The sequence below is a fragment of the Pseudomonas paraveronii genome (assembly GCF_963681955.1).
Classification (GTDB): domain Bacteria; phylum Pseudomonadota; class Gammaproteobacteria; order Pseudomonadales; family Pseudomonadaceae; genus Aquipseudomonas; species Aquipseudomonas paraveronii.
The window spans coordinates 4,417,472-4,436,618 of the sequence record NZ_OY817130.1; the positions used below are offsets into that span (position 1 = coordinate 4,417,472).

A 19,147-nucleotide genomic window follows, 5' to 3' on the forward strand; every position below is an offset into this window, starting at 1 on the left:
GTTTCGTCTTCACACACCGCAATCTGATGCTCTTTACGAGTAGTCAAATTGCTTGGGTGTTATATGGTCAAGCCTCACGGGCAATTAGTATTGGTTAGCTCAACGCCTCACAGCGCTTACACACCCAACCTATCAACGTCGTAGTCTTCGACGGCCCTTCAGGGGACTCAAGGTCCCAGTGAGATCTCATCTTGAGGCTAGTTTCCCGCTTAGATGCTTTCAGCGGTTATCTATTCCGAACATAGCTACCCGGCAATGCCACTGGCGTGACAACCGGAACACCAGAGGTTCGTCCACTCCGGTCCTCTCGTACTAGGAGCAGCCCCTCTCAAATCTCAAACGTCCACGGCAGATAGGGACCGAACTGTCTCACGACGTTCTAAACCCAGCTCGCGTACCACTTTAAATGGCGAACAGCCATACCCTTGGGACCGGCTTCAGCCCCAGGATGTGATGAGCCGACATCGAGGTGCCAAACACCGCCGTCGATATGAACTCTTGGGCGGTATCAGCCTGTTATCCCCGGAGTACCTTTTATCCGTTGAGCGATGGCCCTTCCATACAGAACCACCGGATCACTAAGACCTACTTTCGTACCTGCTCGACGTGTCTGTCTCGCAGTCAAGCGCGCTTTTGCCTTTATACTCTACGACCGATTTCCGACCGGTCTGAGCGCACCTTCGTACTCCTCCGTTACTCTTTAGGAGGAGACCGCCCCAGTCAAACTACCCACCATACACTGTCCTCGATCCGGATAACGGACCTGAGTTAGAACCTCAAAGTTGCCAGGGTGGTATTTCAAGGTTGGCTCCACGCGAACTGGCGTCCACGCTTCAAAGCCTCCCACCTATCCTACACAAGCAAATTCAAAGTCCAGTGCAAAGCTATAGTAAAGGTTCACGGGGTCTTTCCGTCTAGCCGCGGATACACTGCATCTTCACAGCGATTTCAATTTCACTGAGTCTCGGGTGGAGACAGCGCCGCCATCGTTACGCCATTCGTGCAGGTCGGAACTTACCCGACAAGGAATTTCGCTACCTTAGGACCGTTATAGTTACGGCCGCCGTTTACCGGGGCTTCGATCAAGAGCTTCGCGTTAGCTAACCCCATCAATTAACCTTCCGGCACCGGGCAGGCGTCACACCCTATACGTCCACTTTCGTGTTTGCAGAGTGCTGTGTTTTTAATAAACAGTCGCAGCGGCCTGGTATCTTCGACCGGCATGAGCTTACGGAGCAAGTCCTTCACCCTCACCGGCGCACCTTCTCCCGAAGTTACGGTGCCATTTTGCCTAGTTCCTTCACCCGAGTTCTCTCAAGCGCCTTGGTATTCTCTACCCAACCACCTGTGTCGGTTTGGGGTACGGTTCCTGGTTACCTGAAGCTTAGAAGCTTTTCTTGGAAGCATGGCATCAACCACTTCGTCATCTAAAAGATAACTCGTCATCAGCTCTCGGCCTTAGAATCCCGGATTTACCTAAGATTCCAGCCTACCACCTTAAACTTGGACAACCAACGCCAAGCTGGCCTAGCCTTCTCCGTCCCTCCATCGCAATAACCAGAAGTACAGGAATATTAACCTGTTTTCCATCGACTACGCTTTTCAGCCTCGCCTTAGGGACCGACTAACCCTGCGTCGATTAACGTTGCGCAGGAAACCTTGGTCTTTCGGCGTGGGTGTTTTTCACACCCATTATCGTTACTCATGTCAGCATTCGCACTTCTGATACCTCCAGCAAGCTTCTCAACTCACCTTCACAGGCTTACAGAACGCTCCTCTACCGCATCACCTAAGTGATACCCGTAGCTTCGGTGTATGGTTTGAGCCCCGTTACATCTTCCGCGCAGGCCGACTCGACTAGTGAGCTATTACGCTTTCTTTAAAGGGTGGCTGCTTCTAAGCCAACCTCCTAGCTGTCTAAGCCTTCCCACATCGTTTCCCACTTAACCATAACTTTGGGACCTTAGCTGACGGTCTGGGTTGTTTCCCTTTTCACGACGGACGTTAGCACCCGCCGTGTGTCTCCCATGCTCGGCACTTGTAGGTATTCGGAGTTTGCATCGGTTTGGTAAGTCGGGATGACCCCCTAGCCGAAACAGTGCTCTACCCCTACAGTGATACATGAGGCGCTACCTAAATAGCTTTCGAGGAGAACCAGCTATCTCCGAGCTTGATTAGCCTTTCACTCCGATCCACAGGTCATCCGCTAACTTTTCAACGGTAGTCGGTTCGGTCCTCCAGTTAGTGTTACCCAACCTTCAACCTGCCCATGGATAGATCGCCCGGTTTCGGGTCTATTCCCAGCGACTAGACGCCCTATTAAGACTCGCTTTCGCTACGCCTCCCCTATTCGGTTAAGCTCGCCACTGAAAATAAGTCGCTGACCCATTATACAAAAGGTACGCAGTCACCTAACAAGTAGGCTCCCACTGCTTGTACGCATACGGTTTCAGGATCTATTTCACTCCCCTCTCCGGGGTTCTTTTCGCCTTTCCCTCACGGTACTAGTTCACTATCGGTCAGTCAGTAGTATTTAGCCTTGGAGGATGGTCCCCCCATATTCAGACAAAGTTTCTCGTGCTCCGTCCTACTCGATTTCATGACTAAGAGATTTTCGCGTACAGGGCTATCACCCACTATGGCCGCACTTTCCAGAACGTTCCGCTAATCTCAAAGCCACTTAAGGGCTAGTCCCCGTTCGCTCGCCACTACTAAGGGAATCTCGGTTGATTTCTTTTCCTCAGGGTACTTAGATGTTTCAGTTCCCCTGGTTCGCCCCTTACACCTATGTATTCAGTGTAAGGTAACCATCTTATGATGGCTGGGTTCCCCCATTCAGACATCTCCGGATCAAAGTCTGTTTGCCGACTCCCCGAAGCTTTTCGCAGGCTACCACGTCTTTCATCGCCTCTGACTGCCAAGGCATCCACCGTATGCGCTTCTTCACTTGACCATATAACCCCAAGCAATCTGGTTATACTGTGAAGACGACATTCGCCGAAAATTCGAATTTCTCAATTAAGAGAACTCACAAATTTTACCTTAGCCTGATCCGTTACCAGTGAAAGTAACGTTCAGTCTATCTTTCTATCACATACCCAAATTTTTAAAGAACGGTTCTGAAAAAGATCAGAGCTAATTATTCGATTCGAATAGTTAGCTCTGCACTTTGACAAACGCATGAATCAAGCAATTCGTGTGGGAACTTATGGAGCAGCTGATGTCGTCGATTAAGGAGGTGATCCAGCCGCAGGTTCCCCTACGGCTACCTTGTTACGACTTCACCCCAGTCATGAATCACACCGTGGTAACCGTCCTCCCGAAGGTTAGACTAGCTACTTCTGGTGCAACCCACTCCCATGGTGTGACGGGCGGTGTGTACAAGGCCCGGGAACGTATTCACCGCGACATTCTGATTCGCGATTACTAGCGATTCCGACTTCACGCAGTCGAGTTGCAGACTGCGATCCGGACTACGATCGGTTTTCTGGGATTAGCTCCACCTCGCGGCTTGGCAACCCTCTGTACCGACCATTGTAGCACGTGTGTAGCCCAGGCCGTAAGGGCCATGATGACTTGACGTCATCCCCACCTTCCTCCGGTTTGTCACCGGCAGTCTCCTTAGAGTGCCCACCATGACGTGCTGGTAACTAAGGACAAGGGTTGCGCTCGTTACGGGACTTAACCCAACATCTCACGACACGAGCTGACGACAGCCATGCAGCACCTGTCTCAATGTTCCCGAAGGCACCAATCTATCTCTAGAAAGTTCATTGGATGTCAAGGCCTGGTAAGGTTCTTCGCGTTGCTTCGAATTAAACCACATGCTCCACCGCTTGTGCGGGCCCCCGTCAATTCATTTGAGTTTTAACCTTGCGGCCGTACTCCCCAGGCGGTCAACTTAATGCGTTAGCTGCGCCACTAAGAGCTCAAGGCTCCCAACGGCTAGTTGACATCGTTTACGGCGTGGACTACCAGGGTATCTAATCCTGTTTGCTCCCCACGCTTTCGCACCTCAGTGTCAGTATCAGTCCAGGTGGTCGCCTTCGCCACTGGTGTTCCTTCCTATATCTACGCATTTCACCGCTACACAGGAAATTCCACCACCCTCTACCATACTCTAGTCAGTCAGTTTTGAATGCAGTTCCCAGGTTGAGCCCGGGGATTTCACATCCAACTTAACTAACCACCTACGCGCGCTTTACGCCCAGTAATTCCGATTAACGCTTGCACCCTCTGTATTACCGCGGCTGCTGGCACAGAGTTAGCCGGTGCTTATTCTGTCGGTAACGTCAAAACAATCACGTATTAGGTAACTGCCCTTCCTCCCAACTTAAAGTGCTTTACAATCCGAAGACCTTCTTCACACACGCGGCATGGCTGGATCAGGCTTTCGCCCATTGTCCAATATTCCCCACTGCTGCCTCCCGTAGGAGTCTGGACCGTGTCTCAGTTCCAGTGTGACTGATCATCCTCTCAGACCAGTTACGGATCGTCGCCTTGGTGAGCCATTACCTCACCAACTAGCTAATCCGACCTAGGCTCATCTGATAGCGCAAGGCCCAAAGGTCCCCTGCTTTCTCCCGTAGGACGTATGCGGTATTAGCGTCCGTTTCCGAACGTTATCCCCCACTACCAGGCAGATTCCTAGGCATTACTCACCCGTCCGCCGCTCTCAAGAGAAGCAAGCTTCTCTCTACCGCTCGACTTGCATGTGTTAGGCCTGCCGCCAGCGTTCAATCTGAGCCATGATCAAACTCTTCAGTTCAAACATCTTTGGGTTTTTAAGAAACCCTAAACTTGGCTCAGCAATCGTTGGTTACATCTTTGATTTCTCGCGGAGTAACTTGTGATGCTGATAATCTTGTTGACTATCAGTCTGACTCCACAAGCACCCACACGAATTGCTTGATTCAGTTGTTAAAGAGCGGTTGGTTAAGATCTTTCGTCTCAACCGAGGAGCGCACTCTACAGCACACTTCCCGAAGTAGCAACCTTAAAAGTTTTTAATTTCACTAAGGAAATCAACTACTTAAGCCAGACCAGCAGTGAACTGCTCGTTAGCGGGAGGCAAATAATACAGGATTAAATTAACCGGTCAACCCCCGACTGAAAATTCTTTTCCTTGCCCGGGAGCCTGGGCTGTCGCTCTGCAAACTTCCAAGGTCGCAGAGCACGTTATTGAAAGGATGACGCCGACAACGCCCGCCTCGAACGCCGCCCGGTTGCAGTGGCGCACTGTTTCAAGCTGATATCATTCCAGCATTCACCTGCTGAGTAGCAATCATGAACCGTCGTAAAAAGATCAATCAGCTATTAAAGGCCAACGCAAAGAAGGCCAGTGCCAAATTGGCACCTAAAAGCAAAGATAAATACGTCAGTAAAGCGGACCGCTTGAAACTGGCGGAGGGGTCCGATCAGGACACCAGCAGTTCCCCAGACAACGAAACTTGATTCAAGGCACTCTATATAGCGGCGTAGCAGTCTGTTCCTCGCCCCTTCTCGCCCAGCGGAGTTCCCATGATCACTGTCCACCACCTCAACAACTCGCGCTCGCAGCGCATTCTCTGGCTGCTCGAAGAGCTCGACCTGCCTTACGAGATCAAGCGTTACCAGCGCGACCCGAAGACCAACCTGGCGCCGCCGGAACTCAAGGCGGTTCATCCGCTGGGCAAATCCCCGGTAATTGAAGACGGCTCGCGCGTGGTGATCGAGTCCGCCGCGATCATCGATTACCTGATCCGTCGCCACGGTGCGGGCCGCCTGCAACCGGACCCAAGCACCGCCGCTTTTGATGAGTACGTGCAATGGCTGCACTTCGCCGAAGGCTCGGCGATGCTGCCGTTGATGCTCAACCTGTACGTCGGGTTCCTGGGTGACGCCGGCGCGCCGTTGCATCCGCGAATCGAGTCCGAGGTGGCCAATTACCTGGGTTATCTCAACGATGCGCTGGCGCACACGCCGTATCTGGTGGGTGACGAGTTAAGCGGCGCGGATATTCAGATGAGTTTTATTGGCGAAATTGCCAACGCGCAGGGCAAGTTGCAGGCGTATCCGAACCTGGCGGCATGGGTGCAGCGGTTCCAGGCGCGACCGGCGTATCGCAAGGCGCTGGAACAGGGTGGGGAGTATGCGTTTGCGAAGTAACGGGCGATGAGGCCTTTCAGCGAGTGCTTGAACCGGCGCCCCGCAGGCGCTGAGGTTTAGCAGGTACACCGAGGTGATCCTGTCGCAGCCTCGCTGAAGCTCGACAACTCCCACATTTGAACCGGTTTACACCCGGCAGCCCTCTCAGCTCAGGCGGAAACGTGCAGTGTTGTCACTCAACGCCCGGCTCCCCTTGCTCAGCGTATCCGCAGCCCGGTTCACCGCCCGCGCGCCATCGAGCAAGCGCCCCGCCGCCTGGTCCACCTGCTGGATATTGCCGCTCACTTCATCCGCCGTCGCCGCCTGCTCTTCCACCGCCGCCGAGATTTGCGCCAGGGTGTCGGTGACGTTCTGCACCGCCCCGGCGATCTCGCCCAGCCGCGTGCCCAGCCCGGTGACGGACTCGGCATCGGTCAGGGCCTGAGCGCAGGCGGCGCTCATCAGTGTGACCGCCTGGCTGACCGTGGCGCGCAAGCTGTCCACGGTGTCGGCGATTTGTGCGGTGGAGGCCTGGGTGCGTTGCGACAGGCTGCGCACTTCATCTGCGACCACAGCAAAGCCCCGGCCCTGTTCGCCGGCGCGCGCGGCTTCAATGGCGGCGTTAAGTGCCAGCAGGTTGGTTTGCTCGGCAATGCCACGAATGGTGTCGACCACCGACTGAATCTGCTGGCCCTGTTGGCTCACTTGTTCCAGGGCGTTGGCGGTGTCGGTCAGGCGCCGGTTGAGTTGCTGGATGCTGGCCGTGGTGCGCTGGCTGTCGCGGCTGCTGTCTTCGGCGATGCGTCGGGTGTGCTGGGCGCTACCGGAGGCCTGTTCACAGCTTTTGGCGACGCCCATCGAAGTGGCGGCCAATTGCGTAGCCGCTGCAGCGATCTGGCTGATCTGGTGTTGCTGGTCTTCGACATCGGTGAGGGTGCTGCCCGATTGCGAATTGAGCGTGAGCACCGCCGAACCAAGCTGCTGAGTCTCGTGATTGACGCCCAGCAGGCTGGTACGCAGTTGCACCACCGCCACGTTGAGCGCGGCGCTGATCGCAGCCAGTTCATCGCGGCCGTCAACAGCCACTTCCACGCACAGGTTGCCGTCGCGCAGAGACTGGGCCAGCGTGGTGATACCGCTGGCACTGCGACGGATCGAGGCTTGCAGACACATAAACAGGTACAGCGCCGCCAGGGCCAGCAGACTGAAGATGGCCGCGACGGGGATGAATTGCTCCAAGGAACGGTCGTGGTAATGGCTCAGGCGCGCATCCAGCGAGCGGAGCGACTGGTTGCGCAGCGCGCCCAGACTGCCGAGCATGGTGTCGACACTGCGCTCGAAACCGGCAGGGTCGAGTTTGATGGTGCCGCCGAACACGCCGTCGTCGAGCACTTTAAGCTCGCTGTCCAGTTGTTGCAGGCTGTTGTCGTACAGTGCGGTCCAGGGTTCCAGGCCGAGGTATGGCTTGGCCTTGAGCGACGCCGCGGCCTTGACCAACTGGTCTCGCGCATCGCCGATACGGCCGCGCAGGTCGCGCATCTGCAAGCGGCTTTGCAGGGTGAACTGCCCCGAGGCGATGGACGACTGACCAATACTGGCCATGCGGCCGATACGCTCGATCAGGTCCGGCGCGTTCTGGGTGGAAATCTGCATCAGCAGGTAAGTCTCCAGCCAGGGGTCAAGGATCAGGCCGGCGTCGAGGGTGATCTGTTCGCGCAGGGTTTGCATGGCGGTCAGCGCCGAGGTGAAACGATCGTAGCCGTCCGGCCACCAGCCCACGCTGCGCAGGGATTGCACATCCATCCCCTTGACCGTTGCCTGCAACGCGTCAAAGCGCGCCAGGGTTTCGACGCTCGCGCCCTGTTGCCTGAGCGCGTCGCCCAGGGCTTGCAGGCTTTGCAGGATAAGCGGGTTGTTCGCATCCAGCTTGTCCATCGCCGCCTTGGCTGCGGGCGTCGGTTCACGCAGCAGGTCCAGCGCTTTCCAGCGCGACGCGAGGTTGCGCTGGGCAATCAATTGGCCATCTAACGCGTCCAGGGCCAGCAGTTGAGAAACGCCGGACTTTTCGCTGGAAATCACCGCAAGTTTGTCGCGATAGTCCAGCCCGATCATCCAGAGACTCCCGACCAGGGGCAGCATGAACAGAATGAACAGGATCTGGAATTTGCGGGCGAAGCCGAAACGTCCGAGCAGGCGGATACCGGGTGACAACAGACTGTGCATGGCCGACTACTCCCCAAAACAACCCACGCGAGGCAACGATGAACGAAGCCTTGAAATGAATCACGGCAAAGTGCCATGTCATTGATTGGGAAGGCTCAAGCAAGATACGAGCCGCCGCTAACGAGCCCCCAAATAGGCGGTGCGGCACACAAAAAATCGCGCGCAGCGCTCGAAAATGGGGCGAAAGCACTCAATCAAGGGAACGACCGAGTAGCGAGTGGGTTCGATCAACCCGCTGCAGCTATGAAAAGCCACCTCACGCCAGCAACGCGCAGATCCACTGCACCTGCCGGGCGACCTCTTGCACCTTGGCCTGCGGCACCGCCTGTCGGGCCTGTTCGAAACTGGCCAGGGTTTTCTGCTTTTGCCGCAGCAGGCGCTGCCACTTGGCCAGGAAGGCCGGACTGCGGGCCTGCAACTGCAGCGGGCCGAAGTACAACTCTTCGGCACTGTACGCCACCGGTTCGGCGCGCTCGGCGACGATGATTTCGTAGTAGAAACGGTTTTCCCGCAACAACTCTTCGACCAGGATGCAGTAACCGTTGTCCATCAGCCATTGGCGCAGCGGTTGCTCGCCGCCGTTGGGTTGCAGGATCAGGCGCTCCTGGCCGGTGAGGTGCATCTTGCCGCTGTCGAGGATATTGCGGATCGTCTCGCCGCCCATGCCGCAGACGCTGATCGCGGTGATCGCGTCGGCAGCCGTGATGGCTGCCAGGCCATCGGCCAGGCGCACGCTGACGTGTTGCTCCAGGCCATTCTCACGCACGGTGCGCTCGGCCGCCTGGAATGGCGTCGCGGCCACCTCCCCCGCCACCGCTGCCGCGATCAGGCCGCGGCGCAGCAACGCCACCGGCAGGTAGCCATGGTCGGAGCCGATATCCGCCAACCGCGCCCCAGCCGGCACATGCGCGGCTACGCGTTCCAGGCGCATGGACAATGTGTGTTCGTTCAACTGCGGTTCCTTCTTCACCACGAGTGTCAGTGCGAAGGCTATTGACGCACAAACTCCACCACCCGCTCCAGCATTCGATCACACGCATCCAGTTGCTGCAGACTGATGAACTCATCCGCCTTGTGCCCCTGTTCCATGCTGCCCGGTCCGCACACCACGGTGGGAATCCCCGCCTGATCGAACAGCCCGCCTTCGCTGCCGAAGGCGACGGTGCCGAAGTCCTGCGACCCGCAAAACTGCGCGACCCACTCAGCCGCCTGGCTTTGCGACGAAGTCGCCAACCCCGGATAGCTGGACAACTCACTGAAGCCGATCGCGCACTGCGCACTCACCGCCTGCATCGCCGGCAGCAGGGTTTGCTCGGCATACAACCGTAACTGGTGCGCCACCTGCCACGGGTCCTGGGTCGGCAGCGAGCGCACTTCGAAATCAAAGCTGCACTGCTGCGGGACGATATTCAGCGCCTTGCCGCCGCTCATCACGCCGGTTTGCACCGTGGCAAACGGCGGATCGAACGCCGCGTTCTGGAGTTGCGGCGCCTTGAGTTCCTCACCGAGCCGCACCAGTTCCCGGATCAAGCAGGCCGCGTATTCGATGGCGTTGACGCCTGACGGCGCATAAGCCGAATGACACGCCGCGCCCTGCACGTCGCAACGCACGGCCAATTTGCCTTTGTGCCCCAGCACCGGCTTGAGCTCGGTGGGCTCGCCGATCACACACAACAACGGCTTGACCGGCTGCGCGTGAAACCTTTCGATCAACGAACGCACACCCAGGCAGCCCACCTCTTCGTCATAGGACAGCGCGATATGCACCGGCATACGCAACGACGCCCCCATCAGCGTCGGCACACAGGCCAACACACAGGCGATATAGCCCTTCATGTCGGCGGTACCACGCCCGTACAACTTGCCGTCTTTTTCGGTGAGGTCGAACGGCGCCACGCTCCAGCGCTGGCCGTCCACCGGCACCCCATCGGTATGCCCGGACAGCACGATGCCAGGCACATCCGTCGGGCCGATGGTCGCCAGCAGGTTGGCCTTGTTCTTGTGTTCGTTGAACACCAGTTCACAGGCGACGCCGTGGCCCTGCAAATACGTGCGCACGAAGTCGATCAGCGCGAGGTTGGATTCGCGGCTGGTGGTGTCGAAGCGCACCAATTGCGCCAGCAGGTCACGGCTGTGGCTCATCGGTCGTCTCCCGGCACCGCATAGCCCGGCGCGATGTGCGGGTTGAGGGCGCGGTCGAGGTAGTCTTGCAGTTGCCCGCGATAGGCCTGCCAGAGCTGATCGAGGGCGCCAATCGGGTCGGCGTCGGCCCAGTCCACCCGCAGATTGACGATGGGCCACAGCAGATCATCGACCACCATCAGGGCCGCCGAATGCACTGGCCCCGCTTCGCCGCCGTGGGCCTGGCCTGCGTGCATCGCGGCGAGCAGCCGGTCGGCCAGATGCCCGGAGGCGTTCTCGAACGCGTCGACCATCGCAGCGATCACATCGGGATTGGCCAGCATGTTCCCGGCCGCCACGCATTGCTCGCCACTCAGCGCCGCATGCATGCCAAGGGTTTGCGAGCCACTGAAATGTGCGGTGCGGCCCAGGCGATCGATCACCGTCACCTGCCGATAGTCGCGGTGGTCCTGCCCGGCGAACACCGCCGCCACGGCCTCACTCGGCGCCATGCCCTGCTCCAGCAGGTCGAGAATCTGCGGGCCCAGGCTCGGCAGGGTGATGTTCTGCGACGCCACCGCGCCCACACCGGGGCGCAGCCACGGGCAACGCGCGCCCACGGCGATGCTCGACGAGCTGATAGCGATCCCCAACTGACCCGTCTCGGCACAGCGGGCAACAATGGAAAAGGTCATAGGGCTTCCTCAGTCGAGCACCGACGCATCGGCATCGATCATCATTTGCTTCATTTCTTCAAAATGCCGGCGCGAGAAATCGGTGATGCCTTCCCAGCCCCGCGCGGTTTTTTCCGCCACTTCATCGGACAACACCCGCAACGGCTGCCCGGTGGACCACGCCGTGACGAGGATCTGGCAGGCGCGCTCCAGGGTCCAGATATCGTCGAACGCTTCACCGATGGACGAGGCGGTCACCATTACGCCGTGGTTGCCCATCAACAGGCGGCTCTTGCCGTCGAGCAAGCCGGCCAGGCGTGCGCCTTCGGCTTCGGTGTCGGCCATGCCGCCATAGAGTTCGTCCACCGCCACGCGGTTGAAATAGCGCGCGGTGTTCTGGTCGATCGCCGGGATGTGCGGCTTGGCCAGGCACGCCACCGCCGTGGTGTAGACCGGGTGCAGGTGCAGCACGGCGCGGGTGTGTGGCAGCAGTCGGTGGATCTGCCCGTGGATCGACCAGGCGGTGGCGTCCACGTTCGGGTGGTCGGCACAGGCGGGGTCGTCGGCGTTCAATAGCAGCAGGTCGCTGGCGCGAATGCGTGAGAAGTGCTTCCACTTCGGGTTGAGTAAAAACTGTTTGCCATCGGCCGACACGGCAGCGCTGAAGTGGTTGGCCACCGCTTCGTGCATGCCCAGGTGGGCAACGATGCGAAAGGTCGCCGCCAGGTCGATGCGCGTCTGTTCTTCGAGGGATAACGCCATGGATCGGTCTCCGCAGGGCGCGACCGCAAGACTGCGGCCGCGCAATAGGCTTACTTGGGCATCAGCGCCGCAAGGTCGGCATCGGTGGGCGCCTCAAAGTTGTACTTCTTGAGCAAGGCCGCGTATTCCGGCGTGGCGCGGTACTTCTCCAGGCCGTCGAGCAAGGCCTGCTTGACCGTGTCATTGCCCTTCTTCACGCCGAAGCCGTTCAGCACCGGGTAGATCAAGGCGTCGGACGAAATCACCACGCGGCTGCCCAGTTTGTCGATCACGCCACGGGCCACGGCCGCGTCGGTGATCTGCGCTTCGACCGCATGGGCCAGCAGCGCCTGGGTGGTTTGCGGGTCGGTGCTGTACTCGCTGATCTGGATCGGCTTCAACCCTTTGGCCACGCAGTACTCGGCCGACAGTTTGTTCATCTGCGCCAGCCACGAGGTAGCGCCCATGGAACCGATCTTGTGGCCGCAGAATTCTTCCGGGGTCTTGGGTTGGAAGGTGCTGTCCTTGAGGGTCAGGATCGACTCGCCGCTTTTCAGGTAGGGAATCATGTCGATGACCTTGACCCGCTCGGCGGTGATGTACATCGACGAGTTGGTCACATCGAAACGCCCGGCCTGCAAGCCGGTGATCAGGTTGGGAAAGCGCGTGTCGAGGGTCTCGACCTTGCGTCCCATGACCTTGCCCAGGCCGTCCATGAACTCGATATCGAAGCCCGCCGGCTTGTTGTTATCCATGTATTCATAGGGGAAGAACGTCACATCGGAACCGGCGATGATCTTGCCGTCCTGCTGGAACGCCGAAGCCGCCAATGAGGTCATCGCAACCGCTGCGCCCAGCAGGCACACGGCAAGGGGACGAACACTTTTACGAAACGCTGTCATGGTCAATACCTGCAAGGGAGTTGGGAGGTTAGGCAGTGGCAGAATCTTGTCCGGCCTGTTGCACGAAGAACGACGCGCCACGGGGTTTCTGCGGCAAGCGCAGTTGGTTGTCCGTGGAACGTATCAAGCCACTTTCTTCACCGGCCACCAGCAGGCCGGCATGTGCGCTGGGCAGAGGGTTTTCGCCGAATGGCAGCGCGTCTTCAGCGGCGTAGACGCTGATGAACAGGGTGCGCGGCAGTTCGGTCTCGTTAGGGCTGGAAGCGTGCAGCAAGCGGGTGTGCATGAAGCACACGGAACCGGCCGGGCCGTAGCAGGCGATCGGTTGCCGGCAGTGTTCCGCGACCACCGCGTCGTCCACCGCGCCGGTGAAACGCTGGTTCTGCCAGTGCGACCACAGCGGGCCTTTATGGCTGCCGGGGATCACATTCAGCGGGCCGTTTTGCGGGGTCACTTCGCTGACCATCAGCAAGGCGGTGATGATGTCGTCGTTGCTGTGGGGCGTGAATAAAAAGTCCTGGTGCCACTTCACCTGGGTCGCGGTGTGGGGCAACTTCGAATTGATCTTGCTGTGGTGAAAGCGTGCGCCGCTGGCGCCGATCAACTGCGCGGAAATCGCCGCCATGCGTGAATGCAACGCCACGCGTTCATACACCGGGGAAATCTCGGTGGGCGAGCTGACACGGCGCAGCGACGGGTGATCGGCGCGATGGTCGCCCTCCAGATCGAAGCGTGCGCGGCCATCCACGGTCGTGCCCCAGCCCTGGTCATGGCGGCGACTTTCTTCTACCCATTGGTTGAAGTCGTGCTGCAGCGCGGCCACTTCGTCCATCGACAACACGCCTTCCACCACCAGGTAGCCGTCGCGCTGGAACTGCTCGATTTGATGTTGCTCGATCATTTTGTTTTTCCTGAACGTTAGAGGGTCACGCCAGCGAGACGTCCTTGAGGAACGCCTCCACGCGTGGGTTCTGGCCGCTGCGCAATACCGCAGGCGTGTCGTCGCAGACCACACGCCCCTTTTCCATGAACACGATGCGATCGGAGACCTTGAACGCGAAATTCATCTCGTGGGTGACGATCACCATGGTGATGCCCTCCTCGGCCAAGGCTTCGATGACCTGCAGCACTTCGTTGACTTTCTCCGGGTCGAGCGCCGAGGTGGGCTCGTCGAACAGCATGATCTGCGGGCGCATCATCAGCGCGCGGGCGATGGCCACGCGTTGCTGCTGGCCGCCGGAGAGTTGGTGCGGGTACTTCCAGGCGTGGTCGAGCATGCCGACCTTGTGCAACAGCGCGTAGGCCTGTTGCTTGAGCTCGTCGGTGCGACCCAGGCCATGGTATTTCGGCGCCATCAGCAGGTTGTCGAGCACGCTCAAGTGCGGGAACAGGTTGAAGCTCTGGAACACCATGCCGATGTTCAGGCGATGCTCGGCGTGTTCGACGTACTGCGGTTTCTGCGCGCCGGTTTTGTTCAGGTGGATGAACGGCTGGCCGTTGATCCTGATCTCGCCGTTGTCCAGTTGCTCCAGGCCGTTGAGCAGGCGAATCAAGGTGGTTTTACCCGACCCCGACGGCCCGATCACCGACACCACTTCACCGGGCAGGACCTGCAGGTTGACCGAGCCCAGCACCTCGATGTCGTTGTAGGCCTTGTGCAGCCGCGTGGCGTGCAGCGCCGGGGCCCCGCTGGTGGCCGGACGTTGCAGCGCAACCCGTTGTTGCGTGGCCAGGGCCAGCACCGCCGCATCGGGAACCCGCGACACATTGCGCTGGTTGACGTCGAGAAAGCGCTCCAGGCGTTTGAGCAGGAAGTCGAACACGGTGACGATAAACACATAGAAGAACGCCACCGCCGCCATGGTTTCGATCACCAGGAAGTTCTGCGAATACAGGCGCTGGCCGACCATCAGGATTTCCGTCAGCGAGATCACCGACACCAGCGAGGTGAGCTTGACGATGGAGATGTATTCGTTGGCCAGGGATGGCAGCGCCACCCGCAATGCCTGGGGGATCACCACGCGCCATTGGGTGCCGAAAAACTTCAAGCCCAACGCCCGCGCCGCCTCGCCTTGACCTTTGGGGATCGAGAGCAGACCGCCGCGATGGATCTCGGCCACATACGCCGTTTCGCAAATCACCAGGGCCAGCAGGCCGGACCAGAACGGGTCGGCCAGAATCGCCGAAGTGCCGGGCAGCGCTTGCGGCAGGTTGTAGATAAAGATCAACAGCACCAACAGCGGCAGGCTGCGGAACAGCCAGATATAGCCACGCGCGGGAACGCTGAGCAGCCCATGCCTGGATTGCTTGGCCAGCGCCAGCAGAAAGCCCAGACCGATGCTCAAGACCCAGGTCAGGGTGCTGAGCTTGATCACCGTCCACGTCGCGCGCCAGAACTCGGCATCGCCCAGCAGACCAAACATATAATTCCAGTCGAATGTCATCGTCGCGGTGCCCTGCCCCAAAAGAAGGAAATTGATCTGCGTCAATGAATTCAGAGTCGTGGCGGGAGGCCCTTAGGGTCAATTCGTAAAACCCGGTCCACTGGGTAGGCAGAACCTACGCAGCCCCCCCTCCGCCCCCGAAACCACCAAAAATCAATGTGGGAGGGGGCTTGCTCCCGATAGCGGCGTGAAGTGCGCCCCAAAAGTTGGACACTCATCCAACTCCTGGGGCTTTTTCATGAGCAAGTACACCGCGCAGTTCAAACTTTCCGCCATTACCGCCTTCCTAGAGCGAGGCCGAGGCTTTCGCCATATTGCAGCCCGATTTCAAATGGACCCCACTTTGCTTCGCCGCTGGGTGGAAGCTTACCGGCTGCACGGTGAGGCCAGTCTGAGTAGTTCCGGTGGACGTTATAGTGCTTTGTTCAAGTTCTCCGTTCTGCAACGCATGTGGCGTGACTCCCTCTCTTTTCGCCGCGCAGCGGCACTCTTCAATCTGGGTGACTCTACCCAAGTGGGCAGATGGCAGCAGCAGTATTACAGTGGCGGTATTGAAGCCCTGGCCTCAGGGGAAAAAGGATTGAATATCGCTATGTCCAAACCACCAGCTAAACCTCGAAAAACGGCTGCCCCACTCACCGACCAAGAGCGTGCTCACAAGGCTTTACTTGATGAACTCCAGTATTTGCGCATGGAGAACGCCTACCTAAAAAAGCTTGGGGAGTTAGGCGAGGCGGTAATGAGGCGCGAGAAAGAAGCGAAGAAAAAGCCCGATTAGTCTCTGAGTTGAGGCAAAGCTTCCCTTTGGACCCTTTGCTCAAACTGGTTGGGCTCGCCCGCAGCACGTACTACTACCAACTCAAGGCGATGGACGGAGCAGACCGGTTCGTTTCGCTGAAAGCCTCTATCCAGAGCCTTCAAGACGAGCATAAGGGGCGCTTCGGCTATCGTCGTATGACTTTAGCTCTGCGCAGCAACGGACAGTTGATCAACAGTAAAACGGTGCGGCGACTGATGGGGGAGTTGAGTCTGAAATGTACGGTACGACCGAAGAAATACAGATCGTATCGAGGGCCGATGGGAAAAGTCTCGCCCAATACCCTGGCTCGTCAGTTCGAGGCTGAACAACCGAATCAGAAATGGGTAACGGATGTCACCGAGTTCAAAGTGGCTGGCGGAAAGCTGTATCTGTCTCCAGTTTTAGACTTGTACAACGGAGAAATCGTGGCTTATCAGACCGCCACACGCCCCCAATATGCGTTGGTGGGCGACATGCTGGAACAAGCTCTTGAGCGCTTGCCTGAGGGCGTCAAACCCATGCTGCACTCGGATCAGGGTTGGCACTATCGATACCCAAAGTACCGGGATCAACTAGAAAAAGCAGGGTTGGAACAGAGCATGTCACGCAGAGGAAACTGCTATGACAACGCCACAATGGAGAGCTTCTTTGGTACGTTGAAGTCAGAATTTTACTACCGGGAAAGCTTCGACAGCGTGGCTCAGTTGCAGGCTGGACTGGCTGAATACATCCATTACTACAACCATAAACGAATCAAAACGAAGCTTGGCGGACTGAGCCCTGTAGCGTACAGAGCCCGGTCCGCTGTAGCCTAACAATCACTGTCCAACTTTTGGGGCGCACTTCAGCGCATCAGCCAGCGGATATGTCGCTGACACACCGCAATCGGGGGCAAGCCCCCTCCCACATTGGATATGCCGCACGCCCTGACCGAAAGGGTGCGCGCCTGAACTCACCGCGCCGAACACGCCACCTTTTGGTGCAAATTCAGCTCACACCGCTGAGCGAGCGCACCGCATGCGGGTCAAAAAAACTCGGCGGAGCCATGCCGGGGATGTACTGGTCAGACACAAACATCCGGCAGCGCTCGGCAAACGCCGACACCACGCGTGACAGTTGAGTGTTGCTCGCCGTGGCGTACCCCAGCTTCATCGGCCGGTGCGTGCCCGCCAGGCGCAGACGGATCACGCGTTTACCGTCCTGGGACAGGTTCGATTTGGGCCGCGCATTCGCGAAGGAATAACCGATCCCGTTGCCGACCATGGCGCGCACCGTTTCGAGGTTGGTGGAGCGCATGATGATGTTCGGCGTGGTGCCCGCCTGCATAAACAGGCTGAGGAAATAGTCGCGGCTCCACGGCGTGTCGAGCAGCACCACCGGGTACGCCTCCAGATCCTGCATGCTGACCGCCGACAGGCTCGCCAGCGGGTGATACTCGCCAACCATCACATACGGCGGCAGGTGCGCCAGGGGTTGGAAGTCGATGTCGGGGCTGGTCACCAGGTCGTAGGTCAGGGCGATGTCCAGCTCGCCGCTGCGCAGTTTTTCCAGCAGTTCCTCGTGGTTGCCCTCGGCCTGAGTCAGGCGCACGCCGGGAAACGCGCGGCCGAAGCCAAACACCAGCTCGGGGGTGATCATCGGCGCCAGCGACTCCAGGCAGCCCACCCGCAACGGCCCGCGCACGGTGTTCAATGACTCCGAGGCGATGGTGTAGAGGTTGCTCATCTGTTCCATGATCTGCTTGGCTTCTTGCATCACCAGACGCCCCACTGCCGTCAGGGAAATGCCCTGGGCGTGATGCCGGATAAACAGCTGGATGCCCAGCTCGGCCTCCATATGAGTGATCGCCGCCGAGATCGACGGCGAGGAGACATGGATGCGTTCAGCGGCGGCACTGATGCTGCCGGCCTCGCCCGACGCGACGAAATATTCCAGTTGGCGCTGAGTAATACGACTGAGCATCAGGCCTGTACCTCGGTAATGACTGTATGCCCAGCGTGTTGCAGGGTTCATGCCGGGATAGGCGCGGGGCCGGCGCAGGGCGATGACCAGCTCGGGCTTCGGTTTTTCCTAAGCACTACCCCGCACAAATGCTGGTTTCGCCCGGCAACAGGCGATGTGAAGCTGATTGCATCCCGCTTCCGACGAGTCGCCAGCCATGCCCACCCACACCCGCATCCGCATGTTCAACACAAAGCAGACCTACCCCAACCAGGCGCTGGACAACGACCTGTGCCAGGCCGTGCGCGCCGGCAACACTATCTATGTACGCGGCCAGATCGGCACTGATTTCGACGGCAACCTGGTCGGCCTCGGCGACCCGCGCGCGCAAGCCGAACAAGCGATGAAAAACGTCAAGCAACTGCTTGAGGAGGCGGGTTCCGACCTGTCCCATATCGTCAAGACCACCACCTATTTGATCGACCCGCGTTACCGCGAGCCGGTGTATCAGGAGGTCGGCAAATGGCTCAAGGGCGTGTTCCCGATATCTACCGGGCTGGTGATTTCCGGCCTGGGCCAGCCCGAGTGGTTGATGGAGATCGATGTGATCGCCGTGGTGCCGGACGATTGGGCCGTATGAAAGCGGCCGACGCCAACGTCGCGCTGCACGTCGCGAAATAAGCCGGAGAACCCCATGCCCCGCACCGTGTACTTCCTCAATGGCCCCAACGCCAACCTCTACGGGCTGGACAAGCACGGCAGCTACGGCAGCGCCAGCTTCGCCAGCATCGAAGCGTGTTGCCAGGGCCACGCCGCAGAGTTGGGCCTGACCCTGGACTTTCGCCAGAGCAACCATGAAGGCGTGCTGGTGGACTGGATTCAAGAGGCCCGCCTGAACGCCGACGCCATCGTGATCAACGCCGCCGGGCTGAGCTACAGCTCGGTGCCGATCCTCGATGCGCTGCTGGCGTTCGACGGCCCGATCATCGAAGCGCACATGAGCAATATCTGGAAGCGCGAAAGCTTCCGGCATCACTCCTACGTGTCCAAAGCCGCCACCGGCGTGGTCGCCGGGTTGGGCGCGCTGGGTTACCGACTCGCACTCACGGCGGTGGCCGAGCTGCTCAACGAACCGCAGCAGTGAGCAGGCCGATCATCGATCAAATGCGGCTCTGC

Annotated in this window: 14 protein-coding genes and 2 rRNA genes; 5 read left to right on the forward strand and 11 right to left on the reverse strand. The window is 58.8% G+C overall.

Annotation, left to right across the window (positions count from 1 at the left end; genetic code table 11):
- Nucleotides 1-63 precede the first annotated feature (63 nt).
- Nucleotides 64-2,953, reverse strand: a 23S ribosomal RNA gene (locus tag U5A08_RS20330).
- A 278-nt stretch (nucleotides 2,954-3,231) separates the two neighbouring features.
- Nucleotides 3,232-4,768, reverse strand: a 16S ribosomal RNA gene (locus tag U5A08_RS20335).
- Together the 16S and 23S rRNA genes form the textbook arrangement of a ribosomal RNA operon.
- 518 nt (nucleotides 4,769-5,286) lie before the next feature.
- On the opposite strand from U5A08_RS20335, the gene U5A08_RS20340 reads away from it, so the two are divergent.
- Together U5A08_RS20340 and U5A08_RS20345 are read left to right on the forward strand one after the other, a co-directional pair.
- Nucleotides 5,287-5,454, forward strand: coding sequence for a DUF2986 domain-containing protein (locus U5A08_RS20340; RefSeq protein ID WP_321848312.1), 168 nt, complete (start codon nucleotides 5,287-5,289; stop codon nucleotides 5,452-5,454).
- 66 nt (nucleotides 5,455-5,520) lie between these two features.
- Nucleotides 5,521-6,147, forward strand: a complete 627-nt coding sequence (locus U5A08_RS20345; protein WP_253397569.1) for a glutathione S-transferase family protein — start codon at nucleotides 5,521-5,523, stop codon at nucleotides 6,145-6,147.
- Between the two features lie 144 nt (nucleotides 6,148-6,291).
- Here U5A08_RS20345 and U5A08_RS20350 read toward each other — a convergent pair whose 3' ends face one another.
- From U5A08_RS20350 to U5A08_RS20385, 8 genes are all read right to left on the reverse strand, one after another.
- Nucleotides 6,292-8,349, reverse strand: a complete 2,058-nt coding sequence (locus tag U5A08_RS20350) for a methyl-accepting chemotaxis protein (protein ID WP_321848313.1) — start codon at nucleotides 8,347-8,349, stop codon at nucleotides 6,292-6,294.
- Between the two features lie 256 nt (nucleotides 8,350-8,605).
- A complete protein-coding gene (locus U5A08_RS20355; protein ID WP_321848315.1) occupies nucleotides 8,606-9,301 on the reverse strand; it encodes a tRNA (adenine(22)-N(1))-methyltransferase in 696 nt (231 codons plus the stop codon).
- A gap of 38 nt (nucleotides 9,302-9,339) precedes the next feature.
- Entirely contained in the window at nucleotides 9,340-10,491 is a 1,152-nt protein-coding gene (gene argE / locus U5A08_RS20360) for an acetylornithine deacetylase (RefSeq protein WP_321848317.1), read from the reverse strand.
- The gene (locus U5A08_RS20365) at nucleotides 10,488-11,165 is read right to left on the reverse strand and encodes a DUF1028 domain-containing protein (RefSeq protein ID WP_321848319.1); all 678 of its coding nucleotides are present in this window, start codon (nucleotides 11,163-11,165) and stop codon (nucleotides 10,488-10,490) included. The genes argE and U5A08_RS20365 overlap by 4 nt, the downstream gene beginning before the upstream one ends.
- A gap of 9 nt (nucleotides 11,166-11,174) precedes the next feature.
- On the reverse strand, nucleotides 11,175-11,906 hold the full coding sequence (locus tag U5A08_RS20370) for a class II aldolase and adducin N-terminal domain-containing protein (protein WP_276194095.1): 732 nt from the start codon (nucleotides 11,904-11,906) through the stop codon (nucleotides 11,175-11,177).
- A 50-nt stretch (nucleotides 11,907-11,956) separates the two neighbouring features.
- On the reverse strand, nucleotides 11,957-12,787 hold the full coding sequence (locus U5A08_RS20375) for an ABC transporter substrate-binding protein (protein WP_198717613.1): 831 nt from the start codon (nucleotides 12,785-12,787) through the stop codon (nucleotides 11,957-11,959).
- Between the two features lie 28 nt (nucleotides 12,788-12,815).
- Complete coding sequence (locus U5A08_RS20380; RefSeq protein ID WP_321848322.1) at nucleotides 12,816-13,688, reverse strand: phytanoyl-CoA dioxygenase family protein; 873 nt, start codon at nucleotides 13,686-13,688, stop codon at nucleotides 12,816-12,818.
- A gap of 25 nt (nucleotides 13,689-13,713) precedes the next feature.
- Entirely contained in the window at nucleotides 13,714-15,231 is a 1,518-nt protein-coding gene (locus tag U5A08_RS20385; protein ID WP_321848323.1) for an amino acid ABC transporter permease/ATP-binding protein, read from the reverse strand.
- A gap of 238 nt (nucleotides 15,232-15,469) precedes the next feature.
- Between U5A08_RS20385 and U5A08_RS20390 the strand changes: the two genes are divergently transcribed.
- Nucleotides 15,470-16,845 (forward strand): IS3 family transposase gene (locus U5A08_RS20390; protein ID WP_321848324.1). Its coding sequence is split into 2 segments (ribosomal slippage): nucleotides 15,470-15,970 and nucleotides 15,973-16,845, totalling 1,374 coding nucleotides; the frame shifts between segments, so codons are not numbered across the junction.
- Nucleotides 16,846-17,017: 172 nt separating this feature from the next.
- Here U5A08_RS20390 and U5A08_RS20395 read toward each other — a convergent pair.
- The gene (locus U5A08_RS20395; RefSeq protein WP_253397579.1) at nucleotides 17,018-17,992 is read right to left on the reverse strand and encodes a LysR family transcriptional regulator; all 975 of its coding nucleotides are present in this window, start codon (nucleotides 17,990-17,992) and stop codon (nucleotides 17,018-17,020) included.
- Between the two features lie 196 nt (nucleotides 17,993-18,188).
- On the opposite strand from U5A08_RS20395, the gene U5A08_RS20400 reads away from it, so the two are divergent.
- On the forward strand, nucleotides 18,189-18,611 hold the full coding sequence (locus U5A08_RS20400) for a RidA family protein (RefSeq protein WP_253397581.1): 423 nt from the start codon (nucleotides 18,189-18,191) through the stop codon (nucleotides 18,609-18,611).
- 54 nt (nucleotides 18,612-18,665) lie between these two features.
- Nucleotides 18,666-19,115: a type II 3-dehydroquinate dehydratase gene (locus U5A08_RS20405; RefSeq protein WP_253397583.1), complete on the forward strand. Its 450-nt coding sequence runs from the start codon at nucleotides 18,666-18,668 to the stop codon at nucleotides 19,113-19,115.
- Nucleotides 19,116-19,147 lie beyond the last annotated feature (32 nt).

What these genes read in the sequence shown, in the direction of transcription:
- U5A08_RS20340 (WP_321848312.1), top strand. Translation starts at nt 5,287, where the DNA reads ATGAACCGTCGTAAAAAGATCAATCAGCTATTAAAGGCCAACGCAAAG.
- U5A08_RS20345 (WP_253397569.1), top strand. Translation starts at nt 5,521, where the DNA reads ATGATCACTGTCCACCACCTCAACAACTCGCGCTCGCAGCGCATTCTC.
- U5A08_RS20350 (WP_321848313.1), bottom strand. Translation starts at nt 8,349, where the DNA reads ATGCACAGTCTGTTGTCACCCGGTATCCGCCTGCTCGGACGTTTCGGC.
- argE (WP_321848317.1), bottom strand. Translation starts at nt 10,491, where the DNA reads ATGAGCCACAGCCGTGACCTGCTGGCGCAATTGGTGCGCTTCGACACC.
- U5A08_RS20365 (WP_321848319.1), bottom strand. Translation starts at nt 11,165, where the DNA reads ATGACCTTTTCCATTGTTGCCCGCTGTGCCGAGACGGGTCAGTTGGGG.
- U5A08_RS20370 (WP_276194095.1), bottom strand. Translation starts at nt 11,906, where the DNA reads ATGGCGTTATCCCTCGAAGAACAGACGCGCATCGACCTGGCGGCGACC.
- U5A08_RS20375 (WP_198717613.1), bottom strand. Translation starts at nt 12,787, where the DNA reads ATGACAGCGTTTCGTAAAAGTGTTCGTCCCCTTGCCGTGTGCCTGCTG.
- U5A08_RS20380 (WP_321848322.1), bottom strand. Translation starts at nt 13,688, where the DNA reads ATGATCGAGCAACATCAAATCGAGCAGTTCCAGCGCGACGGCTACCTG.
- U5A08_RS20385 (WP_321848323.1), bottom strand. Translation starts at nt 15,231, where the DNA reads ATGACATTCGACTGGAATTATATGTTTGGTCTGCTGGGCGATGCCGAG.
- U5A08_RS20395 (WP_253397579.1), bottom strand. Translation starts at nt 17,992, where the DNA reads ATGCTCAGTCGTATTACTCAGCGCCAACTGGAATATTTCGTCGCGTCG.
- U5A08_RS20400 (WP_253397581.1), top strand. Translation starts at nt 18,189, where the DNA reads ATGCCCACCCACACCCGCATCCGCATGTTCAACACAAAGCAGACCTAC.
- U5A08_RS20405 (WP_253397583.1), top strand. Translation starts at nt 18,666, where the DNA reads ATGCCCCGCACCGTGTACTTCCTCAATGGCCCCAACGCCAACCTCTAC.